Origin of the sequence: Actinomadura macrotermitis, from assembly GCF_009604375.1 — a bacterium.
In the GTDB taxonomy this organism is placed as follows: domain Bacteria; phylum Actinomycetota; class Actinomycetes; order Streptosporangiales; family Streptosporangiaceae; genus Spirillospora; species Spirillospora macrotermitis.
The window spans coordinates 213,109-236,522 of the sequence record NZ_WEGH01000006.1; the positions used below are offsets into that span (position 1 = coordinate 213,109).

General features: G+C 73.8%; 25 protein-coding genes. 16 read left to right on the forward strand and 9 right to left on the reverse strand.

From position 1 onward, the window contains the following. Positions 1 to 534: 534 nt before the first annotated feature. Complete coding sequence (locus ACRB68_RS37485; RefSeq protein WP_207709973.1) at positions 535 to 996, reverse strand: MarR family winged helix-turn-helix transcriptional regulator; 462 nt, start codon at positions 994 to 996, stop codon at positions 535 to 537. Positions 997 to 1,074: 78 nt separating this feature from the next. Here ACRB68_RS37485 and ACRB68_RS37490 point away from each other — a divergent pair, with 78 nt between their 5' ends. Next, on the forward strand, positions 1,075 to 1,833 hold the full coding sequence (locus tag ACRB68_RS37490) for an SDR family NAD(P)-dependent oxidoreductase (protein WP_153541286.1): 759 nt from the start codon (positions 1,075 to 1,077) through the stop codon (positions 1,831 to 1,833). A gap of 458 nt (positions 1,834 to 2,291) precedes the next feature. Here the strand turns inward: ACRB68_RS37490 and ACRB68_RS37495 are convergent, their stop codons facing one another. Next, positions 2,292 to 3,110, reverse strand: coding sequence for an ABC transporter permease (locus ACRB68_RS37495; RefSeq protein WP_207709974.1), 819 nt, complete (start codon positions 3,108 to 3,110; stop codon positions 2,292 to 2,294). Positions 3,111 to 3,159: 49 nt separating this feature from the next. Next, positions 3,160 to 4,116, reverse strand: a complete 957-nt coding sequence (locus ACRB68_RS37500; protein ID WP_153541288.1) for an ATP-binding cassette domain-containing protein — start codon at positions 4,114 to 4,116, stop codon at positions 3,160 to 3,162. A gap of 91 nt (positions 4,117 to 4,207) precedes the next feature. Between ACRB68_RS37500 and ACRB68_RS37505 the strand changes: the two genes are divergently transcribed. Next, positions 4,208 to 4,975, forward strand: a complete 768-nt coding sequence (locus ACRB68_RS37505) for a TetR/AcrR family transcriptional regulator (protein ID WP_328595278.1) — start codon at positions 4,208 to 4,210, stop codon at positions 4,973 to 4,975. On the opposite strand, the gene hrpB is transcribed toward ACRB68_RS37505, so the two are convergent. Beyond that, entirely contained in the window at positions 4,959 to 7,451 is a 2,493-nt protein-coding gene (hrpB, locus tag ACRB68_RS37510) for an ATP-dependent helicase HrpB (protein WP_153541292.1), read from the reverse strand. The two genes, ACRB68_RS37505 and hrpB, sit on opposite strands and share 17 nt — an antisense overlap. 438 nt (positions 7,452 to 7,889) lie before the next feature. On the opposite strand from hrpB, the gene ACRB68_RS37515 reads away from it, so the two are divergent. Then, on the forward strand, positions 7,890 to 8,522 hold the full coding sequence (locus ACRB68_RS37515) for an NERD domain-containing protein (RefSeq protein WP_235960894.1): 633 nt from the start codon (positions 7,890 to 7,892) through the stop codon (positions 8,520 to 8,522). A 69-nt stretch (positions 8,523 to 8,591) separates the two neighbouring features. Here the strand turns inward: ACRB68_RS37515 and ACRB68_RS37520 are convergent, their stop codons facing one another. Beyond that, positions 8,592 to 8,960: a hypothetical protein gene (locus tag ACRB68_RS37520; RefSeq protein WP_153541709.1), complete on the reverse strand. Its 369-nt coding sequence runs from the start codon at positions 8,958 to 8,960 to the stop codon at positions 8,592 to 8,594. A 49-nt stretch (positions 8,961 to 9,009) separates the two neighbouring features. Then, positions 9,010 to 9,375: a hypothetical protein gene (locus ACRB68_RS37525; protein WP_153541294.1), complete on the reverse strand. Its 366-nt coding sequence runs from the start codon at positions 9,373 to 9,375 to the stop codon at positions 9,010 to 9,012. 67 nt (positions 9,376 to 9,442) lie between these two features. Here ACRB68_RS37525 and ACRB68_RS37530 point away from each other — a divergent pair, with 67 nt between their 5' ends. Continuing rightward, positions 9,443 to 10,132, forward strand: coding sequence for a histidine phosphatase family protein (locus ACRB68_RS37530; RefSeq protein WP_328595279.1), 690 nt, complete (start codon positions 9,443 to 9,445; stop codon positions 10,130 to 10,132). Between the two features lie 22 nt (positions 10,133 to 10,154). On the opposite strand, the gene ACRB68_RS37535 is transcribed toward ACRB68_RS37530, so the two are convergent. After that, positions 10,155 to 11,612, reverse strand: a complete 1,458-nt coding sequence (locus ACRB68_RS37535) for a helix-turn-helix domain-containing protein (protein WP_153541296.1) — start codon at positions 11,610 to 11,612, stop codon at positions 10,155 to 10,157. 336 nt (positions 11,613 to 11,948) lie between these two features. On the opposite strand from ACRB68_RS37535, the gene ACRB68_RS40405 reads away from it, so the two are divergent. From ACRB68_RS40405 to ACRB68_RS37565, 7 genes are all read left to right on the forward strand, one after another. Beyond that, entirely contained in the window at positions 11,949 to 12,089 is a 141-nt protein-coding gene (locus ACRB68_RS40405; protein ID WP_194293599.1) for a hypothetical protein, read from the forward strand. 68 nt (positions 12,090 to 12,157) lie between these two features. Further along, the gene (locus ACRB68_RS37540; protein WP_153541298.1) at positions 12,158 to 12,700 is read left to right on the forward strand and encodes a hypothetical protein; all 543 of its coding nucleotides are present in this window, start codon (positions 12,158 to 12,160) and stop codon (positions 12,698 to 12,700) included. A gap of 4 nt (positions 12,701 to 12,704) precedes the next feature. After that, on the forward strand, positions 12,705 to 13,391 hold the full coding sequence (locus ACRB68_RS37545; protein WP_153541300.1) for an SDR family oxidoreductase: 687 nt from the start codon (positions 12,705 to 12,707) through the stop codon (positions 13,389 to 13,391). Further along, positions 13,372 to 14,424: a threonine aldolase family protein gene (locus ACRB68_RS37550; protein WP_153541302.1), complete on the forward strand. Its 1,053-nt coding sequence runs from the start codon at positions 13,372 to 13,374 to the stop codon at positions 14,422 to 14,424. The genes ACRB68_RS37545 and ACRB68_RS37550 overlap by 20 nt, the downstream gene beginning before the upstream one ends. A 72-nt stretch (positions 14,425 to 14,496) precedes the next feature. Further along, positions 14,497 to 15,687: a thiolase C-terminal domain-containing protein gene (locus tag ACRB68_RS37555; RefSeq protein WP_153541304.1), complete on the forward strand. Its 1,191-nt coding sequence runs from the start codon at positions 14,497 to 14,499 to the stop codon at positions 15,685 to 15,687. Between the two features lie 86 nt (positions 15,688 to 15,773). After that, a complete protein-coding gene (locus ACRB68_RS37560) occupies positions 15,774 to 16,628 on the forward strand; it encodes an oxygenase MpaB family protein (protein WP_153541306.1) in 855 nt (284 codons plus the stop codon). A gap of 55 nt (positions 16,629 to 16,683) precedes the next feature. Continuing rightward, the gene (locus tag ACRB68_RS37565; protein ID WP_153541308.1) at positions 16,684 to 17,673 is read left to right on the forward strand and encodes a lysylphosphatidylglycerol synthase transmembrane domain-containing protein; all 990 of its coding nucleotides are present in this window, start codon (positions 16,684 to 16,686) and stop codon (positions 17,671 to 17,673) included. Between the two features lie 14 nt (positions 17,674 to 17,687). Here the strand turns inward: ACRB68_RS37565 and ACRB68_RS37570 are convergent, their stop codons facing one another. Beyond that, positions 17,688 to 18,443, reverse strand: coding sequence for a dioxygenase family protein (locus tag ACRB68_RS37570; RefSeq protein ID WP_153541310.1), 756 nt, complete (start codon positions 18,441 to 18,443; stop codon positions 17,688 to 17,690). Positions 18,444 to 18,540: 97 nt separating this feature from the next. Here ACRB68_RS37570 and ACRB68_RS37575 point away from each other — a divergent pair, with 97 nt between their 5' ends. The 5 genes from ACRB68_RS37575 (at position 18,541) to ACRB68_RS37600 (ending at position 23,015) form a co-directional block, all read left to right on the forward strand. Next, a complete protein-coding gene (locus ACRB68_RS37575; protein WP_153541312.1) occupies positions 18,541 to 19,035 on the forward strand; it encodes a MarR family winged helix-turn-helix transcriptional regulator in 495 nt (164 codons plus the stop codon). Positions 19,036 to 19,902: 867 nt separating this feature from the next. Then, positions 19,903 to 20,574 (forward strand): aminotransferase-like domain-containing protein, encoded by a 672-nt coding sequence (locus ACRB68_RS37585; protein ID WP_153541315.1) that lies wholly within the window; start codon positions 19,903 to 19,905, stop codon positions 20,572 to 20,574. Further along, entirely contained in the window at positions 20,568 to 21,398 is an 831-nt protein-coding gene (locus ACRB68_RS37590; protein WP_153541317.1) for a tryptophan 2,3-dioxygenase, read from the forward strand. The genes ACRB68_RS37585 and ACRB68_RS37590 overlap by 7 nt, the downstream gene beginning before the upstream one ends. Before the next feature lie 23 nt (positions 21,399 to 21,421). Next, on the forward strand, positions 21,422 to 21,784 hold the full coding sequence (locus ACRB68_RS37595) for a carboxymuconolactone decarboxylase family protein (RefSeq protein WP_153541319.1): 363 nt from the start codon (positions 21,422 to 21,424) through the stop codon (positions 21,782 to 21,784). A 43-nt stretch (positions 21,785 to 21,827) separates the two neighbouring features. Beyond that, positions 21,828 to 23,015, forward strand: a complete 1,188-nt coding sequence (locus ACRB68_RS37600; protein WP_207709976.1) for a metal-dependent hydrolase family protein — start codon at positions 21,828 to 21,830, stop codon at positions 23,013 to 23,015. A gap of 49 nt (positions 23,016 to 23,064) precedes the next feature. Here the strand turns inward: ACRB68_RS37600 and ACRB68_RS37605 are convergent, their stop codons facing one another. Then, a complete protein-coding gene (locus ACRB68_RS37605; RefSeq protein WP_153541323.1) occupies positions 23,065 to 23,388 on the reverse strand; it encodes a helix-turn-helix domain-containing protein in 324 nt (107 codons plus the stop codon). Positions 23,389 to 23,414 lie beyond the last annotated feature (26 nt).

Genomic DNA, 23,414 nt, shown 5'->3' on the forward strand with positions numbered 1-23,414 from the left:
GGGATACGGCGATTCCACACGGGCCCACGGACTGGGAGGAGGCGCGGCGTTCCGCGCAGGGCCTCACGACTTGGGAGGAGACGCGGCGGTTCCGCGCAGGGCCCCATGGACCGGGAGAGGGCACGGTGGTTCCGCTCAGGGCTCCACGGACCGAGAGGAGGTGCGGCGGTTCTGCTCAGGGCTCCACGGACCGGGAGAGGGCACGGCGATTCCACGCAGAGCCCAAGACCGGGAAGGGGCACGGCCGCCCCGTACAGCCCACAGGTCAGGAAAGGACCGCAGCGGCTCCATACAACTCAGCAGTACCGGCACTTCGGCCCGTCATGGAGCAGCACACGGCGCGATCAGGGCACCAGCTAGGAAGCCGACCGGCTACACCCGGTTCTGCATCGTCATGACCGGCTCAGGCCCCTTGGCGGTCAGCCCGATGTGGACGCCCGCCCCGGTCAGCGGGGACCGGATGGGCAGCAGGAGGCCGAGCGCCGCAAAAGCGGGCGGCAGGCTCGCGGCCCCGCCGGAAACGCGCGGACGAGGTCATTCCTCCGTAAGGACGTCGTCTCCAACGATGCCCCGCAGCCGGTCGTTCGCCTGCTCAAGGGTGCTGAGAGTGATCTCGCGCTGATCGGCGCCGGCCTGCCCCAGCGTCTCCTCGGCGAGCTCGGCCCATGCCCGCTCGATGGCGGGCAGCAGCGCGTGGCCGGCGGCGGTGACCACGATCCGCACCTGACGGCGGTCACCGGGGACCGGCTCGCGGCGGAACCAGCCGCCGTTCTCTAGGCGAGCCAGGCTGCGGGTCACCGTCGGCGGCTCGATGCCGAGGCGGGCCGCCAGCTGGGAGACCGTCATGCCGTCCGGCTCCTGGGCCAGGAGCCACAGCAGGACGTCCTGGCCCGGATGCAGGCCGAGCACGGCGAGCTTACGCGCCTTGGCCTCGCGGTAGAGCTTGCTCATCTTGTTCAGCGCCCGGTTGATGCGCATCGCCTCGCTTGCGTCCACCCGCCGATCCTACTATATGTATAGTCGGCTAATAGGTAGCCGACTAATAGATGTTCGGCTCATCATCAGGAGGTCAGCATGGATCTCGGACTCGACGGGCGCGTCGTTCTGGTCACGGGGGCGTCGGGCGGCATCGGCGGAGCGATCGCCGAGGCGTTCGCCCGGGAGGGCGCCCTGGTCGCCGCAGGCTGGTACCAGGGCGAGAAGCGGGCCCACGCCCTGGTCGACTCGATCACCCGGCTGGGCGGCCGGGGCACGGCGGTGCGGATCGACCAGCGCGACCCGGCGGTGATCGACGCGGCGGTACGCCGGGTGGAGCAGGAACTCGGCGAGGTCGCCGTCCTGGTCGCCAACGCGGTCTCCTGGCCGGCGCAGGTCCCCGAGACCCGCGACTCCCTGGCCGACGCCTTCGCCGCGAACGTGGCCGGAACGCTGACGCTGGTCGACGCCGTCCTGCCCGGCATGCGGAAAGCCGGCTGGGGGCGGCTGGTGCTGGTCTCCTCCGACGTGGTCGAGCAGCCGATCCCCGCGAACACCGCCTACCCCGCCGCCAAGGGGGCGCTGGAGACGGCCGCCCGGGTGCTCGCCGTCCGGGAGGCCCGGCACGGCGTCCTCACCAACGTCGTCCGCCCCGGCTTCACCCTGACGGAGCGGGCGCTGACGACCCCCTGGCTCGGCCAGAAGGCCGTCGACTCCGAGGCCGCCAAGACACCGACGGGCCGCATCTGCACCCCGGAGGACGTGGCCTCCGCCGTCGTTTACCTCGGCTCACCCGCGAACGGCCACGCCAATGGAGAGACCCTTTCCGTCGCGGGCGGCCGCCATTTGACCCGCTGACCCCGTCCCCGGCGGTCCGAGCGGCCTCGGCGATGGCCGAGCAGCCCGACGGCCCCGCCCCACTCCGGCCTGACGCCTCCCCCACCTGGCCGTCCAGACGGCCCCGGCGATGGCCCGAGCGGCCCGGCGGCCCCGCCGCCACTCCGGTCCGGCCTGGCTCGACGCCCCGTCTCCTCCCGCACGGCGATCCCGTCCCGTGCCGGCCCGGCGGGGAGGCTCCAGGTGAGCTCGGCGGTTCCGCCTCGGGCCGGGCCGGCGTCCCGGTTCGGTCCTGGGTTCGGCCCGCCTTCCTTGTGTTCCGTTCCGGCGAGGATCGCCTCCCTACGTACCTACGCTGGCGACCTGACTCTCCTCTGCCACTCGCCTCCCCCCGGCTGGTCGTCTCCCGCCGGTTGGCTTTCCTGGCCCTTGTCTCTCCCGTCGGGTGTTCGCGGCGGTGGTCGTTCGGCGCTTCGGGGTCAGCGTTCCCGGGTGGCGTAGCGGTGGACCGACAGCGGGAAGAAGATCGCCATCAGCAGCAGCGGCCACAGGAACGCGAGCAGGAGGCTGTGCTGCGCCGCCCAGGAGCCGCCTGCGGCGGCCGGGTCGCCGAACAGGTCGCGGCATGCGGTGACGGTGGCCGACAGCGGGTTCCACTCGGCGATCGCGCCCAGCCAGCCCGGCATGGTGCTCGGCGCGACCAGGGCGCTGGACAGGAAGCTGATCGGCCACACCAGGATCTGCACCGTCATGACCGACTCGGGACCCTTGGCGATCAGCCCGAGGTAGACGCCCGCCCAGGTCAGCGCGAGCCGGATGAGCAGCAGGAGGCCGAACGCCGCGAGCGCGCGCGGCAGGCCGTCGTGCCAGCGCCAGCCCATCAGCAGGCCGCAGACCACCATCACCGCGAGCCCGGCCGTCGCCTGGATCATGTCGGTGACGGCGCGGCCCACCACCACGGCCGAGGGCGCGATCGGCATCGCGCGGAACCGGTCGGTGACGCCCTTGGCCACGTCTTCCGCGACGGCCGCGAACGTGCTCTCGATGCCGAACAGCATGGTCATCGCGAACATGCCGGGAATGATGAACTCGCGGTAGTCCCCGCCGCCGGGCACCTGCATCTGGCCGCCGAACAGGTAGCCCATCATCAGGACGACCAGCACGGGGAACAGCAGCCCGAGGATGATCTGGTCGGGTTTGCGGGCCCAGTGCGCCACCCCCCGGCCGGTCAGCGTGCGGCCGTCCCGCACGGCCCAGCGCAGCCGTCCCGCGGCGGTCATCGGTGCTTCGATCGTCATGCGGCGCCCTCCTTGGCGTGATGCGTTCCCTGCTGAAGCCGGCGGGCGCTCATACCGCGACCTCCTCGGTGGCGGTGAGATGGAGGAAGACCTCGTCGAGGGTGGGACGGCGCAGGCCGATGTCGGCGACCGTGATGCCGGCGTCGGCCAGGGCGCGGACGGTGTCGGTCAGGGCGATGGCCCGGTCGGCGACCGGGGCGCCGACGCGCAGGGCTGCCTCGTCGATGTCGGGCTCGGCGCCGGTGACGCGGGCCAGTACCCCGGCCGCGCCGGCCAGGTCGGCCGGGTCGGTGACCACCATGTCCAGGCGGTCGCCGCCGACGAGGCTCTTCAGCCCCTCGGGGGTGCCGCCCGCCTCGATCCGGCCGCGGTCGAGCACCGAGATCCCGTCCGCGAGGCGGTCGGCCTCCTCCAGGTACTGGGTGGTGAGCAGGACCGTGGTGCCGGACGCCGCCAGCGCGCGCACCGCCTCCCACACCTCGGCGCGCGAGCGGGGGTCCAGGCCGGTGGTCGGCTCGTCCAGGAACAGCACCGGCGGCGCCAGGATCATGCTCGCCGCCAGGTCGAGCCGCCGCCGCATCCCGCCCGAGTACGCCGAGGCCGGCTTGCGGCCGGTGTCGGCGAGGCCGAACCGCTCCAGCAGTTCGCCCGCCCGGTGCCGCGCCGCGCGGGCGTCCAGGTGGTAGAGCCGCCCGAACATCTCCAGGTTCTGCCGGCCGCTCAGCACCTCGTCGACGGCCGGGTGCTGCCCGACCAGGCCGATCCGGGTGCGGACCCGGGCGGCGTCGCGGACGACGTCGAGCCCGGCGATCTCGGCGCGGCCGCCGTCCGGCCGGGCCAGCGTGGCCAGGATGCGGACGATCGTGGTCTTGCCCGCCCCGTTCGGCCCGAGCAGGCCGTGCACGGTGCCCGCCGGGACCGCCAGGTCGACGCCGCGCAGCGCCTCGGCGTCGCCGTACCGCTTGCGCAGCCCCTCGGCGACGATCGTGAATTCGTGCGAGCCCATCCGCGCCCTCCAACTCTGTACGGCTTACGGAATTAGTTATAACGTACCCCGTACAGAGTTTCAACCTCCGGCTTCTGCGAGGATGGTGGGCGTGACGACGGAGTACAGCGGCGCGGGAGATCCCAAGCGCACCCTCGACCTGATGTGGGGCGTCCCCGACCGGCCCCGGCGCGGCCCGAAACCGCGGCTGACCGTGGAGCGGATCGTGCAGGCCGCCGTGGAGATCGCCGACGCCGAGGGCCTGGAGGCGCTGTCGATGCGCCGCATCGCCGACGAGCTCGGCGTCGCGCCCATGTCGATCTACACCTATGTGCCGGGCAAGTCCGAGCTGATCGACGTCATGATGGACCGCGCGCTGGCCGGCTTCACGCCGCCGCCGGGCGGCGGCTGGCGCACGGCGCTGGAGCACGTCGCGCGGGAGAACTGGCGGCTGTACCACCGCCACCCCTGGCTGCTGCAGGTGTCGGCCACCCGCCCGCCGCTCGGCCCCAACATGCTGGAGAAGTACGAGCGCGAGCTGGGCGCGGTGGAGGGGCTCGGCCTCACCGACCTGGAGATGGACTCGGTCGTCGCGCTCGTCAACGGGTTCGCCGAGAGCTCGGCGCGGGTCTCGGTGGACGCCGCCCAGGCCGAGCGCCGCACCGGCCTCAGCGACAAGGAGTGGTGGGAGGCCACCTCACCGGTCCTGGCCAAGCTGATCGACGCCACCCGCTACCCGCTCGGTTCGCGCGTCGGGTCGGCGAGCGGGGAGGCGCACAATTCGGCGGTCGCCCCCGGGCACGTCTTCGAGTTCGGCCTCCAGCGCATCCTGGACGGCATCGAGGTGCTGGTCCGCGAACGCGCTAACGGCGGGGTTTGACCCGGCGGGTCGCCACGGCCTGCGCCGGGTCCTCCGGCCACGGGTGCCGGGGGTAGCGGCCGCGCAGCTCGGCCCGGACGGCCCGGTATCCCTCGCCCCAGAACGACGCCAGGTCGGCGGTCACCGCGGCGGGCCGCCCGGCGGGCGACAGCAGGTGGACCACCAGCGGCACCCGGCCGCCCGCGAGGCGCGGCGCGGCGTCCCAGCCGAACAGCTCCTGCAGTTTCACCGCGAGGACGGGCCGCTCCCCCGAGTAGTCGACGCGCACGCGGGACCCCGACGGCACCTCGATCCGTTCGGGCGCCATCTCCTCCAGCCGCGCCGCGCACTCCCACGGCAGCAGGTTCCGCAGCGCCCCCGCGACGTCGAACCGCCGCAGGTCGGCCCGCCGCCGCGCCCGCGCACCCGTGATCCACTCGCCCGCGTGCGCGAGGAGGGACTCGTCGTCCATCGCGGGCCACGGTTCACCGAGCGCCGCGTGGCAGAACGCCAGGCGTTCGCGCAGCGCGACGGCCGCCGGCGTCCAGTCGAGCAGGGCCAGGCCCTCGGTCCGCAGGCCCTCGGCCAGCGCCGCGGCGACGAGGCCGGGGGCGGGGTCGGGCAGCGGCCGGGCGTCCAGCTCGATCGCGCCGAGCCGCTCGACGCGGCGGGCCACGACGTCCCCGTCCCGCCAGGCGACCTCCTCGCCGCGGGCGAGCAGGGACGCGGCGGCGAGCCGGGCCGTGTCCTCGTCGATCACCACGGCGAGCCGGATCCGCGCCGACGCCGATCCCGCCGGGCGGTCGGCGACGGCCACCGCGAGCCATTCGGGACGCGCCGCGGCGAGCGCCGATCCGTCCGCCAGCTCGGCGCCGGTCCCTGACGCCATCAGATAGCCGCCACGCCGCGCGCGCGCCACCCGCTCGGGGAACGCCAGCGCCACGATCAGCCCCGCCACACGGTCATCGTTCCCGCCGCCGCCTGCGGGAAGGTCCGCATTCGCCAGGCGGCGCACCTCGTCACGCCAGCGCGCCGCATGCGCGTCGGCGGGCCGCCCGCCACGCCGCAGCGCGCGCCACACCGCCGTCAGGTCGTCCCCGGCCCCGCGCGGCGGCGGCTCGGACAGCAGCGCCACCACTTCGGCGGCCGCACGCCCGCCCACCTCGCGGGCGCCGTCCAGCAGCGCGCGCGCAAGCCGGGGATGCACTCCAACGCGGGCCAGCCGCCGTCCCCGGTCGGTCACCCGGCCGTCCGGTCCCTCGGCGCCGATGGCCCGCAGCGTGGTGCGCGCGGCCTGCAGCGCGGCGGCGGGCGGCGGGTCCGGCAAGGACAGGGTGGATGCGCCGGGGTCGCCCCAGCAGGCGGCCTGCAACGCGAACCCGGTCAGGTCGGCCAGCTCGATCTCGGGACGGGGCCGGGCCGGCAACCGGTCGTGCTCGGCCTCGCTCCAGCAGCGGTAGACGGCCCCGGGCCCCTCGCGGCCCGCGCGGCCGGCGCGCTGCTCGGCGGCGGCCCGCGACGCCCGGACGGTCGTCAGCGCGCCGAGCCCCCGGGCGTGGTCGGTGCGCGGCTCGCGGGCGAGGCCCGAATCGACCACGATCCGCACCCCCGGCACGGTCAGGCTGGACTCGGCGACCGAGGTGGCGAGCACCACCCGGCGCCGCTCCCCCGGCGCGAGCACCGCGTCCTGGACGGCGGCGGGCGCCTGGCCGTGCACCTGCAGCACCTCGAACGGCCCGGACAGCATTCCGGCGACACGGGCGATCTCGCCGGCGCCGGGCAGGAAGCACAGCACGTCGCCGTCGCGTTCGGTGAGCGCCCGGCGGACGGTCGCGGCGACGTGCGCGAGCAGCGCGGGATCCACGCGCATGCCGTGCGGCGGCGGCAGCGGGCGCGGCGGCGGCGCCCACACGGTCTCGACCGGGTGCAGCGCCGCCGCGGTCTCGACCACCGGCGCGTCGCCGAGCAGCCGTGCCCAGGGACCGGTGTCGGCGGTGGCCGAGGCGGCGACGAGCCGCAGGCCGGGACGGAGCGCCGCGCGCACGTCGAGCAGGAACGCCAGCGCGGTATCGGCGTCCAGGTGCCGTTCGTGGCACTCGTCCAGGATCACCGTGCCGACCCCGTCCAGCTCGGGTTCGGACTGCAGGCGCTGCAGCAGCACCCCGGTGGTGACGACCTCGATCCGCGAGCCGGGCCGGTGCTCGCCGCGCACGGTGACGCCGACCTGCCCGCCGACACGCTCGCCGAGCAGCCAGGACATCCGGCGGGCGGCGGCGCGGGCGGCCAGCCGCCGCGGCTCCAGGACGACGACGCGCCCCTCGCCCGGCGTCCCGTCCGGGGTCAGCCCGGCGAGGGCGAGCGGCACATAGGTGGTCTTGCCGGTGCCGGGCGGCGCCGCGAGGACGGCCGCGCCGTGGCCGGCGAGCGCCGCGGCCAGGGCGGGGACGGCTCGGCGGACGGGCAGCGCGGCGGCCGCCGCGGCGCGGTCGGGATGCATCGCTCCAGTCTGCCGCCCGGGCCCGGCGGGCCGGTACCGGCACGGCCCATGTGACAAATGCCACCCGTCCGGAAGTGGTCCGCGTCTTGCGGTGAGACTTGCACCGCGCTTTGCGCCTTTACCTGTAGAACGTTCTAAAGCCCAGGTCAACAACACGCGGGAGAAGCTCCGGCATACTCCTTGGTAAACTACATCTCTTTCACTTCCGGTTGCTTTTACGTTCTACTAGCGTCACCTCCCGTCGTGCGAGGGCAATGCGGCGGGTAGGCCCATAATCGGCTCGTCGGCGCAGGTGCAGGAGGTTGGGCGATGATCGGCGGCTCCATCTATCTCAGGGACCGGGCGGCCTTCACGGGCGGCTCCCCGCAGGCGGTCTACGAGGAGCTCTGGCAGCGCGGGCGAAAGGGCCGGCTGCGCACTCGTGCAATTTTCACCGTAATGACGCTGATTCTGTGCGGGATGCTCGTCGGCCCCCTTTTCGGAATCGGAACGGCCCTTCTGGTTGCGGCACTGGACACCTACTTCCACTGGCGCGGCCACAACCTGTCGCGCACCTGGCGGCTCGGGCTGCGCGGTGACCAGCGGATGAACCGGCTGCTGCGGCACACCCTGGAGCGGCGCGGTCACCGCACGCTGCACGCCCGGACCGTCCCCGGGCACGGCACCGCCGACCAGATCCTGGTCGGTCCCGGCGGGGTCTGGCTGATCCACAACGAGGCGTGGCACCCCGAGGCCGAGATCGCGCCCTACGGCGGGAAGCTGTTCATCGACGGCCGCACGCAGTCGGCCCTGGTCAAGGGCCTGAACGGGGCGGCCGCAACCGCGTCGCGGCTGTTGTCGGAGCGGACCGGGCTCGCGGTCACCGTCACGCCGGTGCTGGCCGTGCACGGCGGCCGGCTCGCCGCCTCTCCGTTCACCGCCGACGACATCGTGTTCGCGCCGCCGCTGAAGCTGGTGCGCTGGATCCGCCGCAACCCGACCGCCGGGTTCACGCCCGAGGAGGTCGAGCAGATCGCCCGCGCGGCCGTGCACATGCTTCCGATCGGCGGGCGGACGATGACCGCCGCCTGACCCGCCGGCCGTCCGGAACCACCCGGGCCCACCGGCCCGGGGTCCCCTGGCCCGGCCCCGCCGCAGCCGTCAGCCCCGGCCCGCCCGGGCGGTGCGCCGCAACCACAGCAGGCCCACGACCGGCAGCACCAGCGGCACGAACCCGTACCCGCGCCCGTATCCCGACCATACGGTCGCGTCGGGGAAGGCGGCGGGGTCGGCCAGGCTCAGCGTCCCGACGACCAGCACCCCGGCCAGCTCGACCGAGCAGGCCGCGACCGCCAGGCGCCGCGAGGTGCGGCCGCCGCGCGCGAGCGCCACGGTCGCCAGCACGTACACGACCGCGGCGAACGCCGACAGCGTGTAGGCGACCGGCGCTTCGGAGAACTTCGTGGCGATCTGCACGCCCGCGCGCGCTCCGGCGGCCAGCGCGAAGATGGCGTACACCGCGACCAGCATCCGGCCCGGTCCGCTCCCCGTGCCGGTGGTGGCGGGCGATTCGGTCGTGTCAGACACCGGTGCCGCTCCAGATCTGGTTCATGCGCACGATCATCACGGCCACCGCGAGGCCGGCCACCACGATCACGCCCGGCCCCCAGCGGCTGCGCTCCAGCAGCCCCCAGCCCGCCCCGGCGGCCGGGATCAGCAGGACGGCCAGCAGGTATCCGACGAAGGTGGCGCTGTCCTTCGGCCCTTCGCCGCCGCCGAGCTTGACGAAGCCGAGCACCGCCTGGACGACCAGCAGCACCTCCAGCACGGCGAGCCCGGCGAGGTCTCCCCGGCCCATCGGCCGGTTCCGGAAGGAGGTGACGGCGCTGAACGCGGCCGCCAGCAACGACACCGCGATGATCGCGGTGGCCAGGGCGTTCGTCATAGGCCTCCGAGAGTACTACCGGTCGTAGTGGACGGTGTCCCGGGGCCGCCATGGCAGCATGTGACACGTGAACGCGCTTGAGTGGCTCATCATGACCCGGCACGGTGAGAGCACCGGCAACGTCGCCTTCCGCGAGACCGACGGCACCGACGCCGAGGAGCACGGCATCTCCGAGCGCGACGCCGACATCCCGCTGTCGGACACCGGCCGCGCGCAGGCGGTGCGGTTCGGCCGCCGGCTCGCCGCGCTGCCCGAGGACGAACGCCCCACCCTGGTCCTGGTCTCCCCTTATCTGCGCACCCGCGACACCGCGCGCATCGCGCTGGAGCAGGTCCCCTACAGCCCCCGGGTGCGGGTGGACGAGCGGCTGCGCGACCGCGACCAGGGGGTCATGGAGGGCCTCACGCCGGTCGGGGTGCGGCGCCGCTTCCCCGAGGAGGCCGAACGCAAGCGGCGCGTCGGCAAGTTCTACTACCGGGCGCCCGGCGGCGAGTCCTGGGCGGACCTGGCGCTGCGGCTGCGCAGCCTCTACCAGGAGCTTTCGGGCGGCCGTGCGCTGGTGGTGACGCACGACGCGATCGTGGTGATGACCCGCTACATCGTGGAGGAGCTCACCGAGCAGGAGATCATGGAGGTGGAGAAGGAGCCGATCGGCAACTGCTCGGTCACCCGGTGGCGACGCAGCGAGGGCCGGCTGCGGCCGGTCGACTACAACGACCTCTCCCACCTGAGCGACACCGGCGCCCTCGCCCCCTGAACCGGCCGCCGGGCACCGGGGGTCACCCGTCCTCGCGGAGCCGGGCGCTGCGCGCGGCGACCATGGCGCGGCGCGGGTCGTCCGGCGCGAGCATCCCGCGCAGCCGGTCCAGCACCTCGGCGTCGCCCTGCCCCATGTCGGTCTGCGCGAACGCCCACAGCCCGTCGGCGCCGCCGGCGTCCAGGATCTGCCGGCGCAGCCGCACCTGCAGCTCGTCGCGCTCGGCGCGGACGGCGGGCGCGTCGGAGCGCGGCAGCAGCTGGCCGGCGCACAGGCGGGCCGCGCCCGCCACGTCGCCGTCGTCCAGGCGGCGGCGCACGCCGAGGAAGTCGGCGTCCACGTCGCACTCCAGGCGGTAGGGCTTGGCGCCGACGAGCGCGCCGAGCTGGGCGCGCAGCCGGTGGATCTCGGCGCGGACGGTGACGGGGCTGCCCTCGTCGCCGTACAGGTACCACGACAGCCGGTCGCCGCTGAGGCCCCGCGGGTGCAGCGCCAGCAGCGCGAGGATCTCGGCGTGCCGCAGCGACAGCGGCAGCCGCCGCCCGTTCAGCCGCGCGTACGGCTGCCCGTCGCCGAGCAGGCACAGGCTGAGCAGCGGGCGCTGCGCGTGCGGGGCGGCCGGCTCGGCGGCGTCGGGTTCGGCCGGCCGCAGCAGGAACACCTCGCCGAGCGGCTCGGCGACCGCCTCCCGCCCGTCGGGCAGGACGACGGTGCGGCCCGGCACCGGCGGGGCCAGCCGGTGCCCGCGCCAGCGATCGGGTTCGCCGAGCAGCACCCGGCCCGTCGTGGTCACCAGCAGGCCGGGCCCGCCGCGCGGCGCGCGCAGGTGCCGGCCGTAGCGTTCGCGCAGCCGCTCGTCGCTCCGCTGGACGCGCACCTGCATGCGCGTCTCCACCAGCCGCGCCGCCGCCTCGACCAGCCGGACGGCGGCCGGGTGCAGCCGCGGCGCGGTGCCGCTGAGGTCCAGGCAGCCGACGACCTGCCCGGAGTCGGGGTCGGTGACCGGCGCCCCGGCGCACGACCAGCGGTGCAGCACACTGGTCAGGTGCTCGGCGGCGTAGACGTACTCGGGCCGCCCGGTCGCGAGGGCGGTGCCGATGCCGTTGGTGCCGATCGCGGTCTCGGCCCAGCAGAACCCCTCGATCAGCCCGATCCCGGTCGCGTCGCGCAGGGCCTGCGGCGATCCCTCGGCCCACAGCGCGTGGCCCATCGCGTCGGTGACCACCATCAGGTGCCCCGACGCCTCGGCGGCGTCGCGCAGCAGGGCGCGCACCAGCGGCAGGTCGGCGGCGAGCGGGTGGCCGGCGCGCAGGCCGGTGACGGTGTCGCGGTCGAGCACCAGGGGTGCCGCCGTCCGCGTCTCGGGCAGCAGGCCGAAGTCGCGCGAGCGCCGCCACGACTCGGCGATGGCGGGCCGGACGGACGGGCCCGCACCGTCGCCGCCGAACTCCGCGGCGTGCTCCTCGGCGAGCGCCCCCATCAGATCCCGTGGCTCGGGGCTCAGATGCGGTTCCGTCCCCGTGTGGAGCGGAACCGGGCGGCCCGCAGCGGCCGGGTCCTGTGTCATCGGCCCTCTCCCCCGTCGCCCGCGCGTCTCGGCCGTACTGAGCATCGGTCCGAACGAACCGGGTCGCAACCGGTTCGGCGCAACCGGTCGGCCTCGGTTCCGATACCGCGCCTTCGGCACCGTGCGTGCTCGCCTGGTCGCAACGTGCGTGCAACGTCGGCGCGCCTACGGTTCGGCTGCCGCCGTCCCGTGTGCCTCAGGGAGGGGAAGGCACACGGGACGGCCGGCGGACCAGGGGGAGAGACCAGCATGCTGTGCCTGACCTGCAAACGCGTGCGGCCCGCGGCGTCCGCGGCCGACTACACCGCCGACCGCGCCCGGCTGATCACCCGGCACGGGCTGTGCGTGTGCGCGCCCACGATTCCCGTGCCCGACATGCGAAGAACATGACTTGTTAGGGCCGTGTTCGCCTAGAGTTCGGAGGGACATCTCCACACGTCTCCTCCGAAAGGAGAAACATGGCCGTGTTCTCGGGTCTGGTGCGCCGGGTCGCAGCCGAGGCCGAGCGCCAGGTGCGCGGCGGCATCGGGCTGCTGGTCAGGCTGAGCCTGGAACACGAGCGCGTGGCCGAGCTCGAACGGGTGCTGCCCGCCTACGGCGAGCGTATCCGGCGGCTGGAGGAGACCGTGCGGGGGCAGGACGCGGGGCTGCGCGCCCTGCGCGCCGAACTGGACTCGCTGATCGCCCAGCTGAACGACCGGATGCTGCCCCGCGTCGACGAGCGGATGGACGACATCGAGCGCGATCTGGCGATCCTGGCGACCGGCCTGATCCGCACCGGCAAGGAGAGCGCCGAGAGCACCGGGCGGCTGGACATGGCCGAGCGGCGCCTCGCCGAGCTGCGCGGCAAGCTCGCGCAGATGGAGCAGCGCGCCGGGCTCTGGCGGGAGCTGCAGGCCAGCGTGGCCCAGCTCGGCGACGACGTCGACGCGCTGCGCGGCCGGCTCGCCCCGCACGCCCCGGCCGGGCGCGTCCCGGGGGCGCCCGCACCGGCACAATGAGGGGATGACGCAGACTCTGGACGACCGTGTGGTCGTGGTGGCGGGGGCCAACGGCCCCGCCGGGCAGGCGGCGGCACGCCGCCTCGCCGCGGGCGGCGCGCGGGTCGTCGCCGTCGCCCGGCGCCGAGCCGACTGGGACGACCCGCGGATCTCCGCCGTCGCCGCCGACCTGCTCGACCCCGAGGCGGTCCATGCCCTGGCCGAGCAGGTCCGTGCCGAGCACGGCCGGGTGGACGGCCTGATCCACCTGGTCGGCGGCTGGCGCGGCGGCAGCACCTTCGACGGCACCGACCTGGCCGACTGGGCGTTCCTGCACGACACCCTCATCCGCACGCTGCAGCACACCACCCTGGCCTTCGCCGGGCCGCTGCGCGAGGCGGGCGGGCGCGTGGCGATCGTGTCCCAGCAGGGCGCGCAGCGCCCGGAGCAGGGCTCGGCCGCCTACGCCACCGCCAAGGCCGCGTCCGAGGCGTGGACGCTCGCGCTCGCCGACTCCTTCGCGGGCACCGACGCCGCGGCGGTGGTCCTGGTCGTCAAGGCGCTGCTGACCGGCGCGATGCAGGCCGAGCGGCCGGACCACCCCTTCCCGGGGTTCACCCATGTCGACGACCTCGCCGAAGTGATCGCGGGCCTGTGGGACCGGCCCGCCGCGGAACTGAACGGAACCCGGCTTGACCTCGCACACCACTGATCCCGCCCGGCGCGGATTCGCCAGCGACAACCACGCCGGCGTGCACCCGGAGGTCCTCTCCGCGCTCGCCGCCGCCAACGCGGGCCATCAGCCCGCCTACGGCGACGACGCGCACACCGCGCGCCTCGCCGAGATCGTCCGGCGGCACTTCGGCGAGCGGGCGGCCGCCTACCCGGTGTTCAACGGGACCGGCGCCAACGTGGTCGCGCTGCGCGCGATGGCCGCCCCGTGGAGTTCGGTGGTCTGCGGCGCCAGTGCGCACATCCACGTGGACGAGTGCGGCGCGCCCGAGCGGATCGCCGGTCTGAAGCTGCTGCCGGTGCCCGCTCCGGACGGCAAGCTCACGCCCGCGCTGGTCGAGCCGCAGCTGATCCGGTTCGGCGACGTGCACCAGTCCCAGCCGGGGATCGTGGCGATCAGCCAGGCGACCGAGTGCGGCACCGTCTACACCCCGGCCGAGGTCGCCGCGCTCGCGGACCTCGGGCACGAGCACGGGATGCTGCTGTACATGGACGGCGCGCGGGCGGCCAACGCCGCCGCCGCGCTGGACGTCCCGCTGCGCGCGTTCACCACCGACGCCGGGGTGGACGTGCTGGCGTTCGGCGGCACCAAGAACGGCCTGATGATGGGCGAGGCCGTCGTCGTGCTGAACCCGGACGCGGTGCGCGGCCTGGAGTACCTGCGCAAGCAGAGCATGCAGCTGGCCTCCAAGATGCGGTTCGTGTCGGCCCAACTGAACGCGCTGCTGGAGGGCGACCTGTGGCTGCGCGGCGCCCGGCACTCCAACGCGATGGCGCGGCGGCTGGCGGACGCAGCCGGGGATCTGCCCGGCGTGCGGATCACCCGGCCGGTCGAGTCGAACGCGGTGTTCGCGATCATCCCGAAGGACGTCGCGGAGCGGCTGCGCAAGCACTACGCGTTCTACGAGTGGGACGAGCGGACCGGCGAGGTCCGCTGGATGTGCGCGTTCGACACCTCCGAGGAGGACGTCACCGGGTTCGCCGCCGCCCTGGCGGAGGAGCTCGCCCGCTGACCCAAGCGAGCGCTCGGTTGGCCATCGGGTTATCGTGGTGCCGAACCGTATTCGGCACTGGAGGCGAGCCTGATGGCCAACCGCACTTTCGTCGTCGGCGTGGGCATGACCAAGTTCGAGAAGCCCGGCTCCCGGGACTGGGAGTACCCCGACATGGCCAAGGAGGCCGTCGGCAAGGCCCTGGCGGACGCGGGCGTCGGCTACGACAGGGTCGAGACGGCCTACGCCGGCTCGATGTACGGCGCGATGGGGCAGCGCGCCCTGTACGAGACGGGGATGACCGGCATCCCGGTGATGACCGTCGCCAACGCCTGCGCGACCGGGTCCAGCGCGCTGTTCCTGGCCCGGCAGGCCGTCCGGGGCGGCCTCGCCGACTGCGCGCTCGCGCTCGGCATGGAGAAGATGCAGAAGGGCTCGCTCGGCGCGGGCGTCGGCAAGTCCAAGGTCACCATCATCGACCACCACCTGAACTCGATGGTCGAGGGCCGCCCCTGGGAGATGGACAAGGCGCCGATGCCGCAGATGTTCGGCAACGCCGGCCGCGAGCACATGGAGAAGTACGGCTCCACCCCCGACCACTACGCGTGGATCGGGTGGAAGAACCACAAGCACTCCGTGAACAACCCCTACGCGCAGTTCCAGCAGGAGTACTCGCTGGACGACGTGAAGAACGCCACCATGATCTTCGATCCGCTGACCAAGCTGCAGTGCTCCCCCACCAGCGACGGCGCGGCGGCGGCCCTGGTGGTGAGCGAGCGGTTCCTGGACGAGCACGACCTGTGGGGCCAGGCCGTCGAGATCGCCGGGCACCACATCGCCACCGACACTCCCGACAGCTTCGCCGGCCACTCCTCCATCCAGATCGTCGGGTTCGGCTGCTCCCAGCGCGCCGCCCGCGCCGCGATGGAGGAGGCGCAGGTGTCCATCGACGACGTGGACGTCATCGAGCTGCACGACTGCTTCAGCGCCAACGAGCTCATCACCTACGAGGCGCTCGGCATGGCCGGCGTCGGCGAGGGCCACAAGCTGGTGGACGACCAGGCCACCACCTACGGCGGGAAGTGGGTCGTCAACCCCTCCGGCGGGCTGATCTCCAAGGGGCACCCGCTCGGCGCGACCGGCATCGCGCAGTGCGCCGAGCTGACCTGGCAGCTGCGCGGGCAGGCAGGGGGACGGCAGGTGGAGGGCGCGCGCGTCGCGCTCCAGCACAACATCGGCCTCGGCAGCGCCTGCGCGGTGGCCGTCTACAAGCCAGCGTCCTGAGTCCGGCGCGGGGCGGGTCATGAGACAGATATTGACTCATGTCTCAGCAGCGCTACTCTGGTAAGTGAACGGTTATCGGAGGTGCGATGCCCGCCCCGCTCGAGCCCGGCTGCCTGCTCTGGAAGTACGCGGGCGACCTGCGCTCGCTCGCGCCCGGCGCGGCGGCCGGGCTCATGCAGCTGCTGCACCCGGGGATCGGCGCCGGGGTCGCGCAGCACTCGGCGTTCTTCGACGCGCCGTTCGACCGCATCCACCGCAGCATCCCGCAGATCTGGGCGACCGTCCTCGCCCCCGACGGCGACCGCCGCGCCCGCGCCGTCCGCGACCTGCACCGCGGCATCGGGGGCGTGGACGAGCGGGACCGCCGCTACCACGCGCTCACACCCGAGACGTTCTGGTGGGCGCACGCCACGTTCACCTGGGAGATCTTCCGCTCGGCCGAGCTGTTCCACTCCGAGACGCTGACGGCCGAGGACAACGAGCGCCTGTACGCCGAGACGGTCACCTGGTACTCGCGCTACGGCGTCAGCATGCGGCCCGTCCCGCCGGACTACGCGGCGTTCCAGTCCAGGTTCTGGCATGTCTGCGCCGAGGAACTGGAACTGACGCCGGCCGCGGCGCGTGCGCTGGACATCGCCAGGCACGGCTCCGAGACCGTCTCCCTGCTGCCCGTCGGCGGTGCGGTGGCCGGTCGCGCCTCCCGGCTGGTCATCGAACGCCCGCTGCGCCTGGTCACCTTCGGCTGCCTGCCGCCGATCGTCCGGGAGCGCTTCGACATCCCCTGGAGTCCCCTCGACCAGGCCCGGTTCGCCGCCCTCGCGCTGGCCAACCGGCAGGGCTACCGGATGCTGCCGTCCGGGCTGAACCGGCGGGCGCTCAGCGGGATGCTCCGCTACATCGGCGCGCAGACCCGCGAACGGCGGTACCGCCCGGCGGCCTGACCGCCGTCCAGCGTTCGCCTGCGCTGAATCGGCGCGTCGCATAGCCTTCAAGCGAGTGGCCGACAACCGAGGTGTGGAGACGATCGCCGCCGGCGCCGAGCACGTGCCCCTGACGGGCACCGTCCCGTCCCGCCGCCTGAGCACCCGATGGGTGCCGGCGGTCCTCGCCGCGATCCTGGGCGCCGCGCTCCTGGCCTACGTGCCGCTGCCCTCGCCCGGCGCGGTCCGCTGGGAGTTCCTGCCCGCCCTCGCGGCACTGTCGGTGCTGCACTACGTGTGCTCCGCGATCGCGCTGCGCGCCGCGAGCGGCCACCCCCTCCCGCTGCCCGAGGCGACGCTCGCGCAGTTCACCGCCGCCGCCGCGAACCGCGTCACCCCCGGCGGGCTCGGCGCGGCCGCCGTCAACACCCGCTACCTGGTGTGCCGCGGGCTGCCGCTGCCCCGCGCGGCGGTCGCCGTCGCGGTCATGCAGGTCGCGGGCGTGCCCGCGGACCTGCTCCTGCTGATCGCCGTGCTCGCCGCCGGCCGCGACGACCGCATGCTGGACGCGCTGGGCGCGCACGCCGCGCACGCGGCCGGCCTCGTGCCGCCGGTGCCGCTGCTCGCCGGCGCGGCCCTCGTCCTGTCCGCGGCGGCGCTGTGGGGCCGCCGCGCGGCCCGGTCGGCGCCGGTCGGCCGCGCCGTGGCGGGGCTGCGCGACCTGTGCCGGCGGCCCCGCGACCTGGCGGTGACGCTCGGCGCGTCGGCCGCGACCACACTCGTCCTCGGCCTGGCGTTCGCGCTCAGCGCCCGGGCGGTGCCGCACGCCTCGGCGGGCGTCCTCACCCTGATCGCGGCCTACCTGGCCGGCGCCGCCGCGGGCGCCGCGATCCCCTCCCCCGGCGGGATCGGCTCCACCGAGGCCGCCCTGGTGGCCGCCCTGGCCGTCCTCGGCATCGCGACGGGACCGGCGCTGCAGGCGGTCGTCCTGTTCCGCCTGATCACGTTCTGGGCCCCCGTCCCGGTCGGCCTGCTGGCCGCCCGCACCCTCCGCCGCCGCGCCTGACCCCCTGGCAGTGGTCAGTCGAACTGGAAGGAGCGCTTGGCCAGGCCGTGCCAGAAGCCGTCGATGACGGCACGGCGCTCGCCCTCGCCGGCGGCGCCGAGGGCCATGAACAGCGGCGCGAAGTGCTCGGTCCGCGGGTGCGCGATGTGCGCGGCCGGGGCCGCGTCGCGGAAGTTCAGCAACGCGTCCACGTCCCCGCCGGTCACCGCGCGGTCGGCCCACTCGTCGAACTCGGCCGACCAGGACGGCGGCGCGGCGTCGGCGGCGGGGCCGAGCCCGCGCAGGTTGTGGGTGGTGAAACCGCTGCCGACGATGAGGACGCCCTGGTCGCGCAACGGTGCCAGGCGCCGTCCCAGCTCGAACAGCCGCTCCGACTCCAAAGTGGGCATCGACATCTGCAGTACGGGGATGTCGGCGTCCGGGTACATCTCGACCAGCGGGACGTAGGCGCCGTGGTCCAGGCCGCGCGCCGCGTCCTGCCGTACCTCCGGAACGAGGCCGCGCACCTCGGCGGCCAGGGCGGGAGCACCCGGCGCGTCGTAGCGCACGCGGTAGTAGTGCTCGGGGAAGCCCCAGAAGTCGTACACCAGCGGCACCTGGCGGGTCGCGCCGATGGCCAGGGGCGCCTCCTCCCAGTGCGCGGAGACCATGAGGATCGACGAGGGGCGCGGCAGGTCCGCCGACCAGCGGGCCAGCTCGTCCGTCCACACCTCGTCGTCGGCCAGCGGCGGGGCGCCGTGGCTGAGGTAGAGCACCGGCATCCGGGACATGTCATCCTCCAAAACTTGAACGCTCAATCAATCTAGACCACATGTGATTGAATCATCAAGTTTTGAACGCTCAAGTTAAACCGGTACCCTTCCCGGCATGGAGGACACCCGCTGGCTGGACAGCGACGAGCAGCAGACCTGGCGCGCCTTCCTGTGGACGTCGCGCCTGCTGAACGAGGAGCTCGACCGCCGGCTCCAGCAGGAGTCCGGCATGCCGCACGCCTACTACATGATCTTGGCGATGCTCTCGGAGTCCCCCGCCCGGACCATGACGATGACCGAACTGGCCCGGATGGTGCGCTCCTCCCCCAGCCGCCTGTCGCACGCGGTCAACCGCCTGGAGGAGGCCGGCTGGGTCCGCCGCGGCAAGCACCCGGCCGACCGCCGCACCACCCTCGCCGAGCTCACCGACGAGGGCTTCGCCGCCCTGGAGGCCGCCGCGCCGGACCATGTCGAGGCCGTCCGCACCCACCTGTTCGACCCCCTCAGCAGGGATCAGGTGCTGCAACTGCGCGAAATCCTGCGCACCCTCCTCGTCTCCCTCGACCCCGAGGGCGAAAGCCCCGACATCTTCGGCCCGCCCCAAACCTGACCTGCTCCTCCGGCCGTCACGGGTAGCGGTCACGTTCGCGGAAGGGGCTGGCAGGAGGCGGTCCGGGCTCCGGCGGCCGTTCCCACGGTTCCTCGCACCCCCTGCCGAGAGAGCAGGCGCTGGTCGGAGCCCGGTGTGCTGCACAGCTCCAACCCGACGGGCAGGCCATCACCGGTGAGGCCGGCCGGCAGGCTCAGAGCGGGCCAGCCCATGACGCCGGCGGCCTCCGCGAGGCCCCACCGGGCAGGATCGTCCATGGACCCGGCCCCTTCCGCCATTCCCAATCTTCCATTCCGCTTCCCTATCCGAGCCGAGGCGGCGATACGCCAGAAGCACGATGGGACTGACGATGCCGAAATGACGCGTGATGCTCGCGGAAGCATGAATGATTTTCCCTATGGAAGCGCGGCGCGTTAGACCCGGCATGCTTTCGGGAAGGAAAGCCCCGCAGCCCGGGCCGCAGGAGCGGAGGCCGAGAATGTCGTCGATCCCGTCCGAGGTGACGAAGGACGCGGGCACCCGCCACCGCTTCGAGGACGCCGAATGGATCGACGCTTATCTCAAGGCCGGCTCACCCCACAGTGAACCGATTTACCTCAGGGTGGGCAAAACCCGGTTACAGGCCCCCGGCGGCCTGATCCGACTGCCCCACGAAAAGGCGCCCGCGCACGTCCAGGGCTATGTCCTATCACAAGACGGGCTGCCCGCATTGCAACGTGTCCTGCACACTTACACCTCTGGAGCGCCGGGATTCCCGGCACCTGCACCACTGGCACGGATTTCGAAGTGGCCGTCGCCTGCCCGGGAACCCGCTCCAGCATGTCCGTCTTCGGGTGACCGGTCCGGGGGAACGCCCGGGACCGCCCCATGGTGATCATGCATGCGCCCGGCTGGGACTACCACGGCGTGTTCAGCGGACAGGGTTTCCGGTTCAGGTATCGGCCGCTGCGCGCGGGGAACGGGTCCCAACTCTGCCCCGCCGGCGCGAACATCCTGATCGACGATGCCTACTGCGGAGTGACCGCCCCCGGGGCAGCGGCCGCCTCCGTGCTGCGGCTCCCGCTGGAGGAGCTCCCGCGCCCGGCGGGCCGCCGGCTGGGCAAGCGGTTCAACTGCGCGGTGCCGCTGCAACACGCCATGGTGCGATGGCTGCGGAGCGAGGAGACGGAGCGGTATCTGGAGCGGCTCCGCCGGGCCTGCGCCGAGCACCGGGCCCTGGTCGCCGACTTCCTCGTGCGCGAACTGGGCCATCCCGCCGATCCCCTCCGGTCGGGAGACTGCACCGGCTACCTGGTCTTCCCCGTCCCGCCCGCGTACCGGGAGCACGCCGACGGCGTCGACCGGTACCGGCGCGCGTGCTTCGACCAGCCCCGGGTGCTGCCGGGAGCGGGCACCATGACCCTGCAGAGCGCCGGCGACGGGGACGCGCCCGATCCGTTCCCCTTCGTGCGGATGTTCCTGGCGCCGCCACGCGACACCCTCGTGTCCGCGCTGCGCCGTCTGAGCCGCGCCCGCCTGCCCTGGAGCAGTCCATGCTGAAGCGCTCACGCCGCGGTGACGGGGACGAGGACCTGACATACGAGGGCTACCTCGGCCTGGACCGCCTCCTCACCGCGCAGCACCCGCTCGCCGACCCGCCGCACCACGACGAACTGCTCTTCATCATCCAGCACCAGACCGCCGAGCTGTGGACCAAACTGCTGCTGCACGAGATGGCGCATCTGCAGTCGCTGCTCCGCGAGGACGATCTGATCGGCACCGCCCGCGGGCTGGAGCGCGTCTACGCCGTCCAGGCCCAGATGATCGGCCAGTGGAGCGTGATCGCCACCCTCACCCCCGAGTCCTTCACCGAGTTCCGGCCCGTTCTGGGCGACACCAGCGGGTTCCAGTCCGCCCAGCTGCGGGCGTGGGAGTTCAAGCTCGGCAACAAGCGTCCGGAGTACCTGGAGCACTACCGCCGGTCGGCGCAGCGCGAGCTGCTCGAACGCGCGCTGAACGAGCCGACCCTGTACGACGATTTCCTGCGCTTCCTGCTGCGGGCGGGGCACCCCGTCCCCGAGAGCTGCCTGGGCCGCCTGTTCTCCGGCGACCAGGAGCCCGACCAGACCGTCGTGGCGGCGCTGCGGCGCATCTACGAGGACCGCGACCACCACCGGGCGGAGTACGAGATGGCCGAGCGGCTGGTGGAGCTGGAGGAACGGCACCAGCTCTGGCGTTTCCAGCACACGCGGACCGTACGCCGCATCATCGGCGAGCGACCCGGCACCGGTGGCAAGGGCGTCCCCTACCTCGCGGACCTGGTCGGCAGGCCGCTGTTCCCTGAGATCTTCGCGGCGCGCGACGTGATCGGCCCCGGCTCGTGAGCGCCCAGGCCGAAGGAGCTCCGGTGGACGGCCCGGACGACCGCCGGCGGCGCAGCCTGGACACGATGCGGCGGGTCAACGGCGCCGGCGGGCAGCGGATGCTCGATGAGGCCGCGCCCGACCTCGGCCGGTTCCTGCTGGAGTTCGTGTCCGGCGACATCTGCAGCCGGACGCACCTGCCGATGCGCGAGCGGCAGCGTGTGTGGCCGGCGGCCATCGGCGTCGAGCCCATGAAGGCCAACGTCGGCTCGGTGCAGAACGTCGGCGTCGCGCCTGGGGACATCATCGGGGTGTTCGTCCGGTGCCTGCCCTACATCAGGTTCCCACGCGTGCTGGCGGCGGTGCAGCAGGCCAAGGGGGACTTCGACGAACGGTCCTCCGCGTGAGCGCGGCCTGCGCGCCGGCGGGACCGGAAGAGAGGGCGGGCCGGTGGCGGACACCGTGATCGTGGCCGGGCGCTACTGGGACGGCCTGGCGGACGGGCTCATCGGGCCGCGCGAAGTGCTGGTGCGGGACGGCCGTGTCCGCGATGTCGGCGGGCGGGTGCGGCGCCCGGCCGGCGCGGACGTCGTGGACCTCGGGGACGCGGTGCTGCTGCCCGGCCTCATCGACTGCCACGTGCACCTGGCGAAGGCGCAGTCGGCCGCGCACGAGGCACTGGCGGCGGTGCCCGTCCTGCGGACGCTGCTCGACCACGGCTTCACCACCGTCCGCGACCTCGGCGCCCAGAGCCCGGGCCATGCCATGGTGGCGGTGCGGGACGCGGTGGCGGCCGGGCACCTCCAGGGGCCCCGGCTGTTCGTCGCCCCGCGCATCATCTCCTCCCGCGGCGGCCACGGCGACGGCACCTCCCCCGGTTCCGCCTGCGAGAGCGGCGCGCTCGCCGACGGCGTGGAGGAGATCGAGCGGACCGTGCGGACGCAGGCCCGCGACGGCGCCGACTGGATCAAGTTCGCCGCCACCGGCGGAATGATCAACAGGCTCGACCGGCCCGGCCACCTCGGTTACAGCGAACGCGAGATGGCCGCGCTCGTCCGCGCGGCCCGTGACCGCGGCCTGCCCACCGCCGCGCACGCCTTCACCGACGAGGGCGTGCGCCGTGCCCTGCGCGCGGGCGTGACCACGATCGAGCACGCCCAGCTGTGCTCCGACGAGGGCCTCGCTCTGATCGCTAAGGGCGGCCGGCCACTCGTGCCCACCTTCTACGTGGGCCACCTGCACCTGGAGTCCCTCGACGACGACGCCTTCTGGGAGGACAAGCCGCCCGGCACCCGTGAGCTGGTCGCCGGCAACGCCGACGCGCTGCGCGCGGGGCTGCGCCGCATCGGCCACAGCGACCTCACGCTGGCGTTCGGCACCGATGCCGGGATGTTCGCCCATGCCGACAGCTGGCGGGAGTTCCCCGCCATGACGCGCTGGGGCGTCACCCCGGCCCGGACACTGCGCGCGGCCACCTCGGTCGCCGCCGACCTGCTGGGCCGCGCCGACCTCGGGCGCGTCCGCGAGGGAGCCGTCGCCGACCTGGTCGCCGTCCCTGGCGACCCTTTCGGCGACATCGAGGTGCTCGGCGAGGTCGGCTTCGTGATGAAGGAAGGCCGGGTCCACCGCCTCCCTTAATGGACCACGCCGTACCGCCGGGCCCGGGGCGTCCGCGTCTGGCGGGCCGTCACGGGCGCAGGGGCCTGTTCTGCACGGCCACGAGCGCGGCCTCGGTCCGGCTGTGGACGTCGAGCTTGCCGAAGACGGCGTGGATATGGTTCCGGACCGTCTTATCGCAGATGTCCAGATGGCGGGCGATGCTGCGAGTGGTGATCCCGGCGACCGGGCGCGGCGGGATGCCGTCGGGCTGCCACCGGGATCCCGTCCTCCAGGATCGGCCCCCGCCGGCTCGGAACCCCGAAGGGCCGGCCTGGACGTAGGAGTTGGCCTCGGCCACGGTGTGGCTGCCGTCGTGGGGTTGGGCGGGTAGCGGGCCATGACCGCGTCCCATAGGCCGCGAGCTCCGCGCGGTGGCAC

Bases quoted from the DNA above. Each gene is read 5' to 3' on its own strand.
- ACRB68_RS37490 (WP_153541286.1), top strand. From the start codon at position 1,075: ATGGATCTCGGACTCGACGGGCGCGTCGTTCTGGTCACGGGGGCGTCG.
- ACRB68_RS37495 (WP_207709974.1), bottom strand. From the start codon at position 3,110: ATGACGATCGAAGCACCGATGACCGCCGCGGGACGGCTGCGCTGGGCC.
- ACRB68_RS37500 (WP_153541288.1), bottom strand. From the start codon at position 4,116: ATGGGCTCGCACGAATTCACGATCGTCGCCGAGGGGCTGCGCAAGCGG.
- hrpB (WP_153541292.1), bottom strand. From the start codon at position 7,451: ATGCATCCCGACCGCGCCGCGGCGGCCGCCGCGCTGCCCGTCCGCCGA.
- ACRB68_RS37515 (WP_235960894.1), top strand. From the start codon at position 7,890: ATGACGCTGATTCTGTGCGGGATGCTCGTCGGCCCCCTTTTCGGAATC.
- ACRB68_RS37520 (WP_153541709.1), bottom strand. From the start codon at position 8,960: ATGCTGGTCGCGGTGTACGCCATCTTCGCGCTGGCCGCCGGAGCGCGC.
- ACRB68_RS37525 (WP_153541294.1), bottom strand. From the start codon at position 9,375: ATGACGAACGCCCTGGCCACCGCGATCATCGCGGTGTCGTTGCTGGCG.
- ACRB68_RS37535 (WP_153541296.1), bottom strand. From the start codon at position 11,612: ATGGGGGCGCTCGCCGAGGAGCACGCCGCGGAGTTCGGCGGCGACGGT.
- ACRB68_RS40405 (WP_194293599.1), top strand. From the start codon at position 11,949: ATGCTGTGCCTGACCTGCAAACGCGTGCGGCCCGCGGCGTCCGCGGCC.
- ACRB68_RS37540 (WP_153541298.1), top strand. From the start codon at position 12,158: ATGGCCGTGTTCTCGGGTCTGGTGCGCCGGGTCGCAGCCGAGGCCGAG.
- ACRB68_RS37545 (WP_153541300.1), top strand. From the start codon at position 12,705: ATGACGCAGACTCTGGACGACCGTGTGGTCGTGGTGGCGGGGGCCAAC.
- ACRB68_RS37555 (WP_153541304.1), top strand. From the start codon at position 14,497: ATGGCCAACCGCACTTTCGTCGTCGGCGTGGGCATGACCAAGTTCGAG.
- ACRB68_RS37560 (WP_153541306.1), top strand. From the start codon at position 15,774: ATGCCCGCCCCGCTCGAGCCCGGCTGCCTGCTCTGGAAGTACGCGGGC.
- ACRB68_RS37570 (WP_153541310.1), bottom strand. From the start codon at position 18,443: ATGTCCCGGATGCCGGTGCTCTACCTCAGCCACGGCGCCCCGCCGCTG.
- ACRB68_RS37575 (WP_153541312.1), top strand. From the start codon at position 18,541: ATGGAGGACACCCGCTGGCTGGACAGCGACGAGCAGCAGACCTGGCGC.
- ACRB68_RS37585 (WP_153541315.1), top strand. From the start codon at position 19,903: ATGGTGATCATGCATGCGCCCGGCTGGGACTACCACGGCGTGTTCAGC.
- ACRB68_RS37590 (WP_153541317.1), top strand. From the start codon at position 20,568: ATGCTGAAGCGCTCACGCCGCGGTGACGGGGACGAGGACCTGACATAC.
- ACRB68_RS37605 (WP_153541323.1), bottom strand. From the start codon at position 23,388: ATGGGACGCGGTCATGGCCCGCTACCCGCCCAACCCCACGACGGCAGC.